This is a genomic window from uncultured Rhodococcus sp. (assembly GCF_963525155.1).
In the GTDB taxonomy this organism is placed as follows: Bacteria; Actinomycetota; Actinomycetes; order Mycobacteriales; family Mycobacteriaceae; genus Rhodococcus_F; species Rhodococcus_F qingshengii.
The window spans coordinates 22,909-37,325 of the sequence record NZ_CAURKP010000039.1; the positions used below are offsets into that span (position 1 = coordinate 22,909).

Consider the following 14,417-nt stretch of genomic DNA (forward strand, 5'->3'; position numbering starts at 1 on the left):
GCCTTCTGCGGTCGGAGAAATCTCGGTCAGCCAAGGGTACAGGGGTCACACTCGCGAGAGTCGCTCGTTGCCTGAGTCTGCCAGCACCGCATGCCGGGCGACGCTGGTGTTCAACGGAAATGCCGACACAGCGAGGGTGTAGCAGCCGACGAGCAGTAGTGCACCGATCACGTCGCTCGGGCGGTGCCATTGCAGCACGACTACCGAGATCGCGGTTCCGATGGTGATCAGCGCACCGTTGACCGCAACGACCGCCCGCCACCTCGAGGGCGTGACGATCACGATCGCGCAGACCAGAGCAGCTATGGCCGTCAAAGTGCCGCTGGGGAAGGAATTGTGCATCACCAGACCGTTCAGGTCCGGTCGATTCAGCGATTGTTTGAGAACCCAGGCTGTCGTGATGGGGCCGAGGGTCACGACGACGACGCGTAAAGCTAGCGCAATCGGGTTGTTGCGCAATGTGATCATGAGCGCCACGAGCACTCCTCCCACTATCAGTATCGGGGTGACGAGGCCGATGAACTCGGCGGAGAACACGCTGAGGCGTTCGGAGGTGGCCGCGCCCACCATGAGTTGTTGGTCGACGATCTGACCACCGGTCGTGTTGACCGCCAATTCGAATTCGACGACTCCGAGGATCAAGACTGCCAGTGCGGCAATCAGTCTCGCTGGTTTGACTCGTGTCATGATCAGCCTTCCGCTCTCTCGTCCGAGGGGTTGCTCAGTTGTGGCGGGCATTCCCCGCCAGGAGTGGTTGCCAATTCGAAATGCCACATCTCGTTGGCGTAGGTCTGGCAGAGGCCGTAATCGCTGCCGTGCTGAATGAGCCAGTCGTCGGCGTCGGTCGGTCCGATGTCGACGGCCTGTCCACTGACATGCTTGGACAGGCTCGGCGAGTGCACCCACTTGGACGCTTCGTCCACGCTGCCGTACTTGACGACGGCTTCGTCGAACAGTCGCTGTTGGTATGCCGCGGACCGCCAACCCGACGTGACGTGCATGTCCACGCCGGATGCCTGTGCGTCGGCCGCTGCCGACTGGAGCGCCGCGAGCAGTGCGGAATCGAGACGGGCAAGCGCGGGCACATGAGTGTCCTGCAAGCTGATGCCGTCCTCGATCTCGCCGCCTGAAGGTCCTGAATCAGGCTGAGTGGCAAGGTAGTTACCGCTCTTCGGTTGTGCTTCTTCTGTGTACGAGCAGGAGCTGAGCGCGACCGCACCGAGCACGACTGCACCGAGTGCGACGAAGCGGATGATTCCGCGGTGGCTGGGCATACAACAGAGACTTCTCGGTCAGTGTCACCGGCAGGTGGTCACCGTTCGTCGACGGTGTCACGGTCTGCAACAGCTCTGTAACAGGACGGAACGGGGCTGGTGAGCGCGCGCTACGCGGGGCGCGGGATCGACGCGAAAGTCGACAGCTCGAACCACGAAGGCAGGCTACGACGCAACGCAGTAGGCCCAGAAATGGTGACGTCACCGGACCGTATGGCGTCCGACCAGGTCAGGTTACCTCGCCAGATCTCGGTCATCTGTCGCAAGCCCGCAGAGACCGACACTGCAACGTCGAAACCCGGATCGATATCGCACATGTCCACCTCACCGGAATTGATGACGAGCCACCAGTTCCGCGAATGTCCACGTACTCCGGAGAATGCGAAGTGCACCACGGTCTTGCCTTCAGGCACCACGGAATGATCCACGCGGCGATGCATGTCCCACAGCAGCAGCTTCGGATCCAGATCTTCGTCGCCCAGTTCACCGATCCACCTGGTACCCCAGATGCCGAGAGCTTCGACCACAGGGCGCAGTTCGCGGCCGGCGTCGGTCAGACGATAGCTGACGACACAGTCGGTTTCTTCTCGCTCCACGATGCCGGCGACCGCGAGTTGGTGAAGCCGGGTCGAGAGCAGAGTCGGTGACATTCGCGGGAGCCCGCGGCGGAGATCGTTGAAATGTTCGCTTCCCATGATCAGTTCGCGGAGGAGAAGCAGTGTCCACCGCTCGTCGAGTAGCTCCATCGCCTTGGCGACGGGGCAGAACTGGTGGTACGAGGACCCCATCTCTCGATCGTAGGCCTCCGGGGTGCTCCGGTACAGATTTCGTACTGGAGAGGAGCGAACCGTCGTCGTAGCGTCGGAGTAACGGCATGAACGCTGTCGGGCTCCGAGTACGAAAATTATTGAAGGAGAACGGTAATGAGTGAATCAACGGGGACTCTCGGGTTGGACCGGGAGCTGAAGGCCAAGCACCGGGCAATGTGGGGGCTCGGTAACTATCCGGCGGTGGCGACGCAGGTCATCGCGGAACTCGGACCTGTATTGGTGCGTGAATGCGGCGTGCAGAAAGGAGATCGGGTGCTCGACGTCGCGGCGGGGTCCGGCAACGCCGCCATTCCGGCGGCTGCGCTGGGTGCGCAGGTGATCGCCACCGACCTGGCTCCCGAACTGTTCGTGGCAGGACGGGAGGCCGCGGCGCTCGCGGGTGTCGAACTCGATTGGCAGGAGGCCGATGCCGAGGCTCTTCCGTTCGGCGACAACGAGTTCGACGTAGTGCTCTCGTGCGTCGGTGTGATGTTTGCCCCGCATCATCAGCGCGCCGCGGACGAACTTTTGCGAGTATGCCGACCCGGCGGAAAGATCGGAGTGCTGAGTTGGACTCCGACGGGGTTCATCGGCGAGATGTTCAAAACGATGAAGCCGTATGCACCGCCGCCGCCTCCTGGTTCGCAGCCGGCGCCTTTGTGGGGCGACGAGAACCATGTTCGTGATCTGCTCGGCGATGTTGCCGCGAGGAAAGACGTACTTCGTGTGGACACATTCAGCGGGCCGGAAGATTTCCGCGATTTCTTCAAGGAGAATTACGGCCCGACCATCGCGGTGTACCGGAACATCGCCGGCGATCCTGACCGCACACAGGCGCTCGATCGCGATCTGCTCGAGTTGGCAAAGAAGTACGGCAGCGGAAGCGAGCCGTTCGTGATGGAGTGGGAATACCTGCTTCTCACCGCGACACCCGACGAGGGCGGTGCATGATGACGACGGTCGAGTTCGCGCCACTGAAATCGGCGATCACGGGTTCTGTGTTCAGCCCCCGAGATCCGGAGTACGACGACGCCAGGTCGATCTGGAACGGGCAGATCGATCATCGTCCGGCGGTGATCGCCAGGTGCCGGTCGGCGTCGGATGTGTCTGTGGCACTTGCATTTGCCAGAGCCCATTCGTTGGAGGTTTCGGTCAGAGGTGGTGGGCATTCCTACCGAGGTACATCGGTGTGTGAAGGCGGTGTGATGATCGATCTCAGTGCGATCAACGTAGTCAGTGTCGCCCCGTCCGCGAAGCGAGCCAGGGTCGGTGGTGGTGCGACGATTGCCGACCTCGACGCCGCGACGCAGGAACACGGATTGGCAGTGACCGGTGGAGTGATCAGTGATACCGGCGTCGGTGGCCTGACCCTCGGCGGCGGCATGGGGTGGTTGACGCGCACGCTCGGCCTGGCGATCGACAATCTGGTGTCGGCAGAGGTGGTGCTCGCCGACGGTTCGATCGTGCGGGCCTCCGAGAACGATCACAGCGACTTGTTCTGGGCACTGCGCGGCGGCGGCGGAAACTTCGGAGTGGTCACCGAGTTCGAGTACCGTCTGAGCGAGATCGGTCCGGAAGTGCATCTGGGACTGTTCTTCTGGGGGATGGAGGACGGACCCGCAGCGCTTCGTCTGTGCCGCGAAGTGGTGCCTGCCCTGCCGAGAAATGCCGGAGCGATGGTTGCCGTCGGTTTGTCCGCGCCTCCGGCACCGTTTGTTCCGGATCAGTTTCACCTGCTGCCCGGATACGCGTTGCTGGTAGCCGGTTTCGGATCGGAAGAGGAACACTCGAACGCGATTGCGCCGATTCGAGAGGGCGTGCCGACGCTGTTCGAGTTCGTCACCCCGCTCCCGTACATCGGTTTACAGTCGATGCTCGACGAATCGGAACCATGGGGTGCATACGCCTATGAGAAGGCCTTGGACCTGGTGGATTTCTCCGACGACGTGATCGATGTTCTGACCGAGCAAGCGGGCAAGAAATCGTCGCCGATGTCCTTCATGCCGATCTTTCCGCTGCAGGGAGCTTTCACCTCCGTCGGCGAGGACGACACTGCGTTCGGTGGTTCTCGCACACCACATTACGTGTGCAACATGACGGCTACGGCCACCGATGCCGGGACACTGGAATTGGATCGATCGTGGGTGCGTGAGACCTGGGAAGCCTTGCGTCCGTTCTCGTCCAATCAAGGCGGGTACGTCAACTTCATGACCGATGTCGACGAGGACCGAGTGCGAGCGTCCTACGGTGCGGCGAAGTACGCGCGATTGTCCGCCGTCAAGGCGAAGTACGACCCGGACAACGTGTTTCACCTCAACGCAAACATTCTGCCCGCGTAGAGCGTCCGGTCAGGCCGTGAATACCAGGATGACGACGATCAGTGCGGCCAAGATGATGACGGCAACCATGCCTGTCATGGCGAGGGGAGCCCAGGCCACTACCTTGTCGCGGGTGCTGGCATCGGCGGGGCCGGTCGGTATCCGCGGCGGCCAGGAGAACATGTCCATGGGGCTGGGGACGTTCCGCAGTGGCGTGTTCTGTTGCACTGCAGGCAGTCCGGTGATCGTGGAGCCGGTCAGGCGATTGCGGCGGTGTGGGTCGGCGAGTTGTGTGGTGCGGTGAGCCCACGCCGGCACGGCGCCTTCGGACGAGTAGACGGGAGCGTCGATCAACTGCTCGATCGTGCCACCGCCCGTCGCGGCTGCAGCGAGCGCGTCGCGTGCCTGAGCCATCGTCGGACGACGGGTGGGGTCCGGCTCGAGGAGCTGAAGGAGAACGTCGGTGAGCGGTCCGGACTTGGTGGGTCGGTAGATCTCGGCCTTGGCGACACGATGCAGTAGAGCGATGGCGTCCGAGTCGATGCCGAAGGGCGGTTGACCCTCGATCACCGTGTAGAGCGTCGACCCGAGTGAGAAGACGTCACTGGCCTCGGTGGGATCGTCGCCGCGGGCAACTTCGGGTGCAAAGTACGCGGGAGTGCCGGTGATGACCTCGTCCTGGGTGTCGGATACGTCGCTCTTTGCGCGGGCGATGCCGAAGTCACTGATCTTGACGGTGCCGAGAGACTTGCCTCGGTCGGCGATCAGGATGTTGCCGGGCTTGATGTCGCGGTGGACGATGCCGGCGGCGTGCGCCTCGGTGAGCGCCGCAGCGATCTGCGCGCCGATCTGCGCGACCTCCAGCGGTGGCAACGTGTCGGCCAGGTTCATCGCCTGGGCGAGGCTGCGGGCGGGGAAGTACTCCATGACCAACCACGGTTCACCGGACTCGATCGCGACGTCGTACATGGCGATGGAGTGGGGGTGGGTGAGCTTTGCGGCGTTCCTGCCTTCGCGCAATGTACGTTCACGGACCTCTTCGGCCGTTTCGGTGTCGAGGCCTTCCGTGCTTGTGACCTGTTTCACCGCGACGTCACGGCTGAGGAGGGTGTCGCGGGCCAGCCAGACGGCGCCCATGCCTCCGTCGCCGATCTTGGAGCGGAGTCGGTACCGCCCCGCCAGCAGGTATTCGGGCCCGATGCCCCTCCCGGTCTGCTCCTGAGCTGTCACATCTCAAGGTTAATGGATTGATGCCACTGTGACGCTCGAGGCTCCTGTGAACTGGGTTTTTTGCTCTGCTTGACGTGTCGGGGGTGACACGGTTTACTGAAAACAGTTCGAAAATATGTTCGAAATTGCTGTTCGTTGGATGCATGTCAGACCCGACTTCCCCGCGGTTTGCCGGCTGGTTATGGATTGCTGCCGAGTGAGTTTTTCCGGTGTTCCGGAGGATGGGGATGACCGAGGTGACCGAGTTGGTGGAGCTGTCGGCAGATGCGGCGGGGTTGTCCCGTCAGGATCGGCTGGCACAGCTCCGCCGACAGATCGCGTCCATTCCCTCTCGCGGCGATACGTCGTTTTCGGGACCGAGTGTTTCCGTGGCTGGTGTTTCCGGGACAAGTGCAGCAGCCTTCGAGAGTGTTGCCGACCGGGACATACCGGTCGTGGACCGCGCGCACAAGGCTGGTGTTCTCCCAGTGCCGGAAGGTATCGGGGCATTGCTACCGCAGGGCGGTTTGGTGCGCGGAACCGTGGTGTCCGTCGAGGGCGCTGCTTCCTTGCTCTTGGGATTGGTCGCGTCGGTGACGGCGTCCGGGGGGCATGTGGCAGTCATCGGGCAACCTCGACTGGGATTGCTGGCGGCGTACGAGATGGGTGCGCAACTGGAACGTCTGGCGCTCATTCCGGCGCCTGGGCCGGATCCGGTCGAGATCGCTGCTGTGCTGCTCGACGGTATGGATCTGGTGATTCTGGGATTGGCGGGTGCGTCGGTATCCCCGTCGCGTGCGCGAGCGGTGGTGGCGCGTGCCCGGAGCAAGGGCTCGACTCTTGTTGTCACCGAAGGTCACTGGGACGGGGCCGAAGTTCGGTTGGACGCTCGGGTTCATGGTTACGGTGGGTTCGGTCAGGGCCGTGAGTTGGGGCGTGGTCGGCTCAGTTCCCTGAGCCTCGCGGTTCGTGCTCGGGGGCGCTCGTTCCAGCCCCGGACCACGCGTCTGGACATCTGCAGTGCAGCCGGGCGGGTCGAGTGGGTACCTTCCCGGCCGGTCGAGGCCGTGTCGGAGCAGGTGGTGTCGTCGCGGGTGGTGTCACTGTGAGCAGAGTTCTGGCGTTGTGGTGCCCGGACTGGCCGGCGGTGGCAGCGGCAGCGCTTGCCGATCTTCCTGCCACGCATCCTGTCGCGGTCACCTCGGGTAATCGGGTGATCGCATGTTCGGCGACGGCCCGCGCGGAGGGAGTGCGACGAGGCCTGCGCCGACGCGAGTCGCAGGCCCGCTGCCCGGAACTGTATGTGGCGATGGCAGATCCGGAACGCGACGCCAGATTGTTCGAGCCGGTCGCCGCGGCCATCGATGCGGTGGCACCGGGCGTCGAGGTACTCCGTCCTGGTTTGTTGGTGCTCAGTGCGCGAGGTGTCAGTCGGTACTTCGGTTCGGAGGAAGCCGCGGCGGAACGATTGGTGGATCAGGCATCTGCTGCGGGCGTCGAGAGTCAGGTGGGTGTGGCGGATCAGCTGTCCACAGCGGTCATTGCCGCGCGCCGGGCAGCGCTGGTGCCGCCGGGGGAGGGGGCACGGTTTCTGGCGCCGCTACCCATGCCGGAGTTGGCGGCCGAGCCCAGTCTGTCTGCGCCGCATCGCGGGGAGTTGGTGGATCTGCTGCGCAGGCTCGGGATCAGAACCATCGGTGCTTTCGCGGATTTACCGGCAGTGGACGTCGCTTCGCGTTTCGGGGCCGATGCGGTGCTCGCGCATCGTGCGGCGCGCGGTGAACCCGAGCGGCCACCGTCGGCGCGGACGCTTCCGCCGGATCTGGAAGTGGAGCAGCATTACGATCCGTCGATCGAGCGGGTGGATGCCGCAGCGTTTGCCGGGCGCGCCTTGGCGAGTCTCCTGCACGACAAATTGTCGGCTGCCGCAGTGGCGTGCACCCGCCTGTCGATTTCGGCCAGCACGGGGAACGGTGAAAATCTTTCTCGGACTTGGCGTTGCGCCGAACCTCTGACACCGGAGGGAACGGCCGATCGAGTGCGATGGCAACTGGACGGCTGGCTCACCGGGCGCAGTGAGACCCGGCCGACCGCAGGCATAGCGGTGTTGCGTCTGGAACCGGTGGAGGTGGTCAGTGCCGGCGCTTTGCAGTTGGGGCTTTGGGGCGGTGTCGGCGACGAGGAGGAGCGGGCCAGGCGAGCATTGGTGCGCGTGCAAGGTCTTCTGGGCGGCGAATCGGTTCAGGTCGGTGTCCTGAGCGGTGGTCGAGGGCCCTCGGAGCGAATTACCCTGTTGCCCTTGGGTGACGAGCGGGTAGCTGCTCATGATCCGACAGCCCCGTGGCCTGGTCGTCTGCCGCAGCCGTCTCCGGGGTCGATCTTCGTCGACAATCCCAAGGTATGGCTGGAGGATGTGGCCGGCAACGCCGTGTACGTCACTGAGCGCGGTGTCTTCAGCTCGCAGCCGGGAAGGCTGAAGTGGGGGAGCAAGGAATGGGCAGTGCAGGGATGGGCCGGGCCCTGGCCGGTGGACGAGCGATGGTGGGACGCAGCCTCGGCGCGCACGGCCGCGCGGGCTCAGGTGCTGTTGGAGGAATCGCGGGCGTTGCTGATGATCTGTGAAGGCGGTGGATGGTCGGTGGAGGGCGTGTACGAATGAGCTCGTAGGTACAGCCAGCTGTACCGGACATGGTCGAGTCGACTGTACGAACAGTAGGGGCGCTGGCGCCATCGCACCGACGCCATCGGGCGCCTAGCGTTGATGACATTCAAAAACTCACTGTTGCAATGATTCTCGTCGTTGCAACTCTTCGCGAGGAGTGTCATGAAAACGGCGGGTCGAGCTGACGTTTCCGGAACCGATCGACTTCACTACGAGCCGATGGAGCTACGCGACGCACAACTTCTGGCGTACGACGAGACCGGCGAAGGCCGGATCGTGGAGGTGTTCGGCGATGTCGCCACCGCCGAGCACATCATGATCTTCGTGCCGGGCAACGACAACGGACTGGGAAACTACTTCGACGAGAACCGTCCGACAGGACCACGCGCGAGCGGATGGACGCTGGGAAGGATGCTCCGAACGCTCGGGCCGAACGACCGCGTCGCGGTGATCGTGTGGGTCGGTTATCGGACGCCGTGGGGATTTCTCGAGTCGTTCTCCCGGACACTTGCAGAACTTGGTGCGATAGATCTGGCGCGGTTGACTCGTATCCTGCCGCGATCGGCGCATGTGACGCTCGTCGGACACAGCTACGGGGCCGTGGTGTGCGGACTCGCTCTCCCGTCGGCGCGAGTGGACGATTGCGTGGTGCTGGGTAGTCCGGGGATGGGGACCAGTTCGCGCGAAGACCTGTGCTTTGCCGGAAATCTCTGGGCTGCGCTTGGTCCGTCGGACTGGATCCGCTACTTCCCACGCGTGAAGATCGGCCGCATCGGGCACGGCCCGTCTCCAGTTCGGGCGCAGCACGGAGCCATTGTTTTCGGTACCGGTGCCGTTCGAGGGCATTGCGGCTACTTCGCCGATGCAAGCGAGTCGCTGCGAAACATCGCGAGGATCGGACTCGGTCGCTACGACGAGGTCACGCGACCAGGGGAGTTGCAGCCTCGGCTGACCGCGTCAGCAATCCGTGAGGACGGGTCTATCCTGGGAACTCGTGAGTGTCGCTAACGTACGAAGTGCCGGCGGGGTCCAGATCAGCTACCGCGATTCCGGCTCGCATCCCAGTGTGGCCGATCTGCCTCCGGTAGTCCTCGTGCACGGGATGGGCGGCGACAGCGGTACCTGGGACAAGTTCGCGCGGACCTTGCGATCACGCAACCGGCGAGTTGTCTCGGTCGACCTTCGCGGCCACGGCCGGAGCGCTCGTGCGTCGTCGTATCTGTTCGAGGAGTTCGCGGACGACGTCATGGACGTGTGTGATCATCTCGAACTCGAGCAGGTGGATCTGGTCGGCCACTCGCTCGGCGGGCACGCGGCGTCGTTGATCGCGCAGAAACGTCCCACTGCGGTGCGGAAGTTGGTCATCGAGGAAGCGCCGTTACCATTACGCGCGGGTGACCCGGAACAGGTGTTCGCGAGGAAATTGCCGAGTGTCCCAGAACTGTGGCACGCCACAACAAGTTTGGTGCGGCATCCGCGAGCCGCGTTGACGTTCGATCGCTCGATGACGCGGTCCGCGCTCGAGCAGTTCCGCCGACCGGATCCGCAGTGGTGGGATCGGTTGCCGCTTATCGAGGCTGACATGTTGTTCCTGCGTGGAGGTCTGGGCGGGATGGTGGATCCTGTTCGCCTCGACGCTGTTGCAGCCACCGTCGCACGCTGCGAATTGGTCTCTTTCCGTACCGGCCACAGTGTCCACCGCGACGGTCATCGCCAATTCGAATCCGTTGTGTTGCCGTTCATTTCCTGAAAGCGCAATACTCGATCGGTGATGCCACGAACCCATCCGAAACGTGTGTGGCACCGAATGTACTTCCATGCATACCAACGGCAACGACTGGTCCGCACACGAATACATCGACGCGGTAGCACGGTCCGTTCACGGTGAGACCGTCCGATGGCCGCAGGGGCCGAGCATGGATGCGGTGATCGTCCTTCCCGTTCATGCCAGGCACCATCCGGGGAAGAACGCAGTTCTGCTCTGGAATCACGACTTCGGTTGGTCGTGGGGTGTCGAGGAGGCTGATGTGCGAAGGACGATTTCGATAGTCGACACCCTCGGTATCGGCCGGACACCGGATCCGCTGCGCTGTGCGGATCGGGTTATCGAACTGATCAGCGCACGGGCAGTTTGCTCGCGCATGTGTAGCGAAGAGTGATTCGGTCAACTCTGGGGCGACAACGCCTCCGAGAGGACGACGCCCGTGAACCCAGAGAACGTTCCAGCCCCGCATTGTCATTCATTGCCGCGCCGGACGTTCCTCGGTGGCGTCGGTGCCCTTGTCCTCGCGGGAGTGGCAGACGTCGCGGCCGGCGCGGTGAGCGCGGCGCCGGTACAAGCAGCACCCGCCGATCGGTTTCCGCAGAAACCCAACATCGTTGTCATCATCACCGATCAGGAACGCCGGCCGATGTACTGGCCACAAGGCTGGGCTGAACAGAATCTGCCCAACCGCAAGAGGATTGCCGATCACGGGCTGAGTTTCGACCAGGCAGTGTGCAACACCGCGATGTGCTCGCCCAGTCGCAGTACGTTCTTCACCGGCCTCTACCCCGCGCAGCACGGGGTCACCAGAACGCTCACCGAAGGTGGCACTGTCTCACCCACCGAGCCGCAGTTGCAGGTCTCCGAACAGAACATGGCAAAGCTGCTGGCGTCGGCCGGCTACAACGTCCAGTACCGGGGGAAATGGCATCTGAGCAAAGGCGTCGAGGGTGGTGATCCGACAAGCGAGGACGTGGCAGGATTCGGCTTCGAGGGGTGGATTCCGCCGGACGCGGGCCAGGACACCAATCCGGATCATTTCGGTGGCGGGTGCGCAGACCATGATCGCCGTGTCGCCGAGGAAGCTGTCGAGTTTCTCTCCGGACCCGCAGTCGCATCCGGACAGCCTTGGGCGCTGATCGTCTCGTTCGTGAACCCGCACGATGTCCTCGCGTACCCCCAGACGTGGAACGCGATGAACGGCACGTGCGACAACTACGGATCGGACGCGCCGGGCGCCTTCGAGCAGGGTATCGACTTGCCGCCCACCTTCGACGAGATCCTGGCGCTCAATCACAAACCGACAGCCCAGGTTCAGTCGGAACTGCTGTTGGCAGCCGGGCTCGGGCCGCTGCTCGGACCCGATCAGGCGCGTAACTACATCAACTTCTACGCCTATATGCACAAGGTGGTCGACGAACACATCGGCAGCGTGCTCGACGCGATCGAAGCCACTCCACAGATGCTCGACGACACGGTGATCGTTCGGATGTCCGATCACGGGGAGATGGGGATGAGCCACGGAGGTTTGCGGCAGAAAGTGTTCAACGCCTACGAGGAAACACTGCGCGTTCCACTGGTCATCAGCAACCCCTTGCTGTTTCCCGAACCCGTTCGCACCGACGCCCTGGCGTCGTTGATCGACGTGATGCCCACTCTCGCCACGCTCGCCCAAGCGCCTGCGCGTCAATCGTGGAACTTCCTGGGTACCGATCTGACACCGGTCATCGTCGACGCTGCCGCTTATCCGCAAAGTCCCAGCGCGCAGGTTCAGGACACGATTCTGTTCACCTACGACGATCAGAACTGTGCGACGCCCGACGGTCAGAACATCGTCACGCAGCCCAACCACATTCGGTGCATACGCGAGAGTCGCTGGAAGTACACGATGTACTTCGATCCTGCGGGAGTTGCTGCGCCGCAATACGAACTGTACGACTTACAAGCCGACCCCTTGGAACTGAACAATCTCGCCAATCCGCTCAACATCGGTTCGTATCGGCCGGATCTGGCAGCTCAGATGAACGCCAAGCTCTTCGCAGTGATGGAGACCAAGTGTGTTTCCCTGAAGGAATAGATCGAATTTCGTCAAAACTGATTCACGTTTCAGTTCTGCGGGCATGCTGGTGGGGCATCTGTCTTCGGTTCGGGAAGAAGGAATGTCATGACTGTCACCTCGCCGGGGCGAGAAGGTTTCAGTTCTCTTCGGTCGGGAGGGTTGAACTGGGATTCGTTCCCACTCCGATTGTTCACCAAGGGAAACGCCAAATTCTGGAACCCAACCGACCTCGATTTTTCGCAGGATGCCCGTGACTGGCAGGAGCTGACCAGCGAACAACAGCGCAGCGCCACCTTCCTGTGTGCACAGTTCATCGCCGGTGAAGAAGCCGTCACCGAAGACATTCAACCGTTCATGAAAGCAATGTCGACCGAGGGACGATTCGGCGACGAGATGTACTTGACGCAGTTCTGTTTCGAGGAAGCCAAGCACACCCAGGTGTTTCGGCTGTGGATGGACGAAGTGGGATTGACCAGTGACCTGCATTCCTACGTCGCTGACAATCCGTACTACCGGCAACTGTTCTACGAGGAGCTGCCGTCGTCGCTACGCATTCTCGAGACAGACCCCAGCCCGGTCAACCAGGTGCGTGCCAGCGTCACGTACAACCACGTCATCGAGGGCAGTCTGGCGTTGACGGGTTACTACGCCTGGCAGAAAGTTTGTGCGACGCGCGGAATCCTCCCTGGCATGCAGCAATTGGTGCGAAAGATCGGTGACGACGAACGACGGCACATGGCTTGGGGGACGTTCACCTGCCGAAGGCACGTCGCCGCCGACGATCACAACTGGGACGTCGTCCAGCAGCGGATGGGTGAACTCATGCCCATGGCTCTCGGAATGATCAACTGGGTCAACGATCAATTCGAGGTGCAGCCGTTCGGTTTGGACAATCAGGAGTTCCTCGAGTATGCCGCAGACCGTGCACAGCGCCGACTTTCGGCGATCGAGTCTGCACGCGGGCGCGACGTCGCCGAGATCGACCTCGACTATTCGCCGGAGACCCTCGAGGAAAAGTTCGGGGCAGAAGATGCCGCTGCGATGAGTGAGGCGGCCAAATGACTGCGAATTCTATTGGGGCCAAGCCGAGTTCTGGATGACCTCGACAAAATCGATGTGCCGAAATCCCGGCACGAAATGTTCGAGTACGTCAGCGTTCACCGTCCCGAACGTACTTTCGGGACGGTGCTTGAAGCCGTCGGTGAAGGCCTTCAAGATCTGATTCTTGAAATCCGGACGGGGGTGGGCCGCGGTGACGGCGTCGATGTCGGCCTGGTCGAGTTCGCTGTATCCGATTCCGAGTACATCGGTCTCCACACCCGCTGTCACCAAGGCGATTTCGGGCTCCAGCCGCGCGGGGACCTCGGGCGTCGTATGTAGAGCGATGCCTTCCCACACTTTGCGGATGTCGGTTTCGTCGACTTCGTAGCCGGTGAGGAATCGCCGCGCTTCGTCCGCGCTGTCCAATTCGAATCGCGCCGTACTGTCCCGGAATTTCTCGGTGAGCCCCAGGTCGTGAAACATGGCGCCGACGTAGAGCAATTCGGGGTCGGCGTGCAGTCCCAAACGCGCGCCTTGCAGCGATCCGAAGAGGAAGACGCGTCGCGAGTGGTGAAACAGTAACTCGGACGCCGTATCTCGGACGAGTTCGGTGGCGTCGGCAGCCATCTTCGAATCGGGGATTTTCACACCGGCAATGATCGTGTTCATCGGTACCTGCTCTGCTCGTCGCTGCTGCGAATTTCTCGGTCTGTCCCAGTGTCGGTCGAGCACGCACGCGGGCGCACCCCGATCTCGGCCATACTGTCCACAGATCAGGACGAAGGGGAGCGATCGTGACCGCAGTGCATCGAGTTGCCGTCCTGGTGTTCGACGGCGTCAAACTGCTCGACGTCGCAGGTCCGAGTGAGGTGTTCGCAGAGGCCAATCGCGGCGGAGCGAACTACGAGTTGGTGATCTGCTCGGTGGGTGGACACGATGTCGACTCGTCGACCGGCATGCGCATTCCGGTCGACTGTGACGTCGCAGATTCCGGTTCCTTCGACACGTTGCTGGTCATGGGTGGCGACGTGTTCCCGTCGATGCCGGTGAGTCCGGAATTGCGTGAGGCAGCGAGCGATCTTGCGAGACGTTCGGGTCGGGTTGCCTCGATCTGTACCGGGACATTCATCCTGGCGGCGAGTGGACTGCTCGATGGACGCCGCGCAACGACGCATTGGCAACACACGGCAACGCTGGCGCGCGCCTATCCGCAGATCACGGTAGTTCCCGACGCCATTTTCATCCAGGACGGCACGGTGTTCTCGTCGGCGGGTGTGACC

The 14,417-nt window shown here is 62.6% G+C and carries 15 protein-coding genes; 10 read left to right on the top strand and 5 right to left on the bottom strand.

What is annotated here, in order from left to right; all coding sequences use genetic code 11:
* Positions 1 to 45 precede the first annotated feature (45 nt).
* The 3 genes from RWT78_RS11125 to RWT78_RS11135 form a co-directional block, all read right to left on the bottom strand.
* Complete coding sequence (locus tag RWT78_RS11125) at positions 46 to 687, bottom strand: phosphatase PAP2 family protein (RefSeq protein WP_003940956.1); 642 nt, start codon at positions 685 to 687, stop codon at positions 46 to 48.
* A gap of 2 nt (positions 688 to 689) precedes the next feature.
* On the bottom strand, positions 690 to 1,274 hold the full coding sequence (locus RWT78_RS11130) for a M15 family metallopeptidase (protein WP_003940687.1): 585 nt from the start codon (positions 1,272 to 1,274) through the stop codon (positions 690 to 692).
* A 110-nt stretch (positions 1,275 to 1,384) separates the two neighbouring features.
* Entirely contained in the window at positions 1,385 to 2,062 is a 678-nt protein-coding gene (locus RWT78_RS11135) for a helix-turn-helix domain-containing protein (protein WP_003940889.1), read from the bottom strand.
* Between the two features lie 135 nt (positions 2,063 to 2,197).
* On the opposite strand from RWT78_RS11135, the gene RWT78_RS11140 reads away from it, so the two are divergent.
* Positions 2,198 to 3,034: a class I SAM-dependent methyltransferase gene (locus RWT78_RS11140; protein WP_042449717.1), complete on the top strand. Its 837-nt coding sequence runs from the start codon at positions 2,198 to 2,200 to the stop codon at positions 3,032 to 3,034.
* Positions 3,031 to 4,422 carry an FAD-binding oxidoreductase gene (locus tag RWT78_RS11145; protein WP_003940869.1) on the top strand — a complete coding sequence of 464 codons (1,392 nt, stop codon included), beginning with the start codon at positions 3,031 to 3,033 and terminating at the stop codon, positions 4,420 to 4,422. Before RWT78_RS11140 ends, RWT78_RS11145 begins: the two co-directional genes overlap by 4 nt.
* Before the next feature lie 9 nt (positions 4,423 to 4,431).
* Here RWT78_RS11145 and RWT78_RS11150 read toward each other — a convergent pair whose 3' ends face one another.
* Positions 4,432 to 5,631 (bottom strand): serine/threonine-protein kinase, encoded by a 1,200-nt coding sequence (locus tag RWT78_RS11150; RefSeq protein ID WP_003940952.1) that lies wholly within the window; start codon positions 5,629 to 5,631, stop codon positions 4,432 to 4,434.
* A 227-nt stretch (positions 5,632 to 5,858) separates the two neighbouring features.
* Between RWT78_RS11150 and RWT78_RS11155 the strand changes: the two genes are divergently transcribed.
* The 7 genes from RWT78_RS11155 to RWT78_RS11185 all read left to right on the top strand — a co-directional run bounded on the left by RWT78_RS11155 (position 5,859) and on the right by RWT78_RS11185 (position 13,158).
* Positions 5,859 to 6,719, top strand: a complete 861-nt coding sequence (locus RWT78_RS11155; RefSeq protein ID WP_314675641.1) for a hypothetical protein — start codon at positions 5,859 to 5,861, stop codon at positions 6,717 to 6,719.
* On the top strand, positions 6,716 to 8,269 hold the full coding sequence (locus RWT78_RS11160; RefSeq protein WP_003940966.1) for a DNA polymerase Y family protein: 1,554 nt from the start codon (positions 6,716 to 6,718) through the stop codon (positions 8,267 to 8,269). Before RWT78_RS11155 ends, RWT78_RS11160 begins: the two co-directional genes overlap by 4 nt.
* Before the next feature lie 165 nt (positions 8,270 to 8,434).
* On the top strand, positions 8,435 to 9,280 hold the full coding sequence (locus RWT78_RS11165) for an alpha/beta hydrolase (RefSeq protein ID WP_054188134.1): 846 nt from the start codon (positions 8,435 to 8,437) through the stop codon (positions 9,278 to 9,280).
* Positions 9,267 to 10,022, top strand: coding sequence for an alpha/beta fold hydrolase (locus tag RWT78_RS11170; RefSeq protein WP_030535116.1), 756 nt, complete (start codon positions 9,267 to 9,269; stop codon positions 10,020 to 10,022). The genes RWT78_RS11165 and RWT78_RS11170 overlap by 14 nt, the downstream gene beginning before the upstream one ends.
* 67 nt (positions 10,023 to 10,089) lie before the next feature.
* Complete coding sequence (locus RWT78_RS11175; RefSeq protein WP_003940902.1) at positions 10,090 to 10,431, top strand: DUF6292 family protein; 342 nt, start codon at positions 10,090 to 10,092, stop codon at positions 10,429 to 10,431.
* Between the two features lie 45 nt (positions 10,432 to 10,476).
* Positions 10,477 to 12,114: a sulfatase-like hydrolase/transferase gene (locus tag RWT78_RS11180; RefSeq protein ID WP_314675648.1), complete on the top strand. Its 1,638-nt coding sequence runs from the start codon at positions 10,477 to 10,479 to the stop codon at positions 12,112 to 12,114.
* Between the two features lie 87 nt (positions 12,115 to 12,201).
* The gene (locus RWT78_RS11185) at positions 12,202 to 13,158 is read left to right on the top strand and encodes a R2-like ligand-binding oxidase (protein WP_003940790.1); all 957 of its coding nucleotides are present in this window, start codon (positions 12,202 to 12,204) and stop codon (positions 13,156 to 13,158) included.
* A gap of 9 nt (positions 13,159 to 13,167) precedes the next feature.
* Here RWT78_RS11185 and RWT78_RS11190 read toward each other — a convergent pair whose 3' ends face one another.
* Positions 13,168 to 13,806, bottom strand: coding sequence for an HD domain-containing protein (locus RWT78_RS11190; RefSeq protein ID WP_314675650.1), 639 nt, complete (start codon positions 13,804 to 13,806; stop codon positions 13,168 to 13,170).
* A gap of 125 nt (positions 13,807 to 13,931) precedes the next feature.
* Here RWT78_RS11190 and RWT78_RS11195 point away from each other — a divergent pair.
* Positions 13,932 to 14,417: AraC family transcriptional regulator (locus tag RWT78_RS11195; protein ID WP_314675652.1), on the top strand; the 486-nt coding region annotated here is incomplete at its 3' end.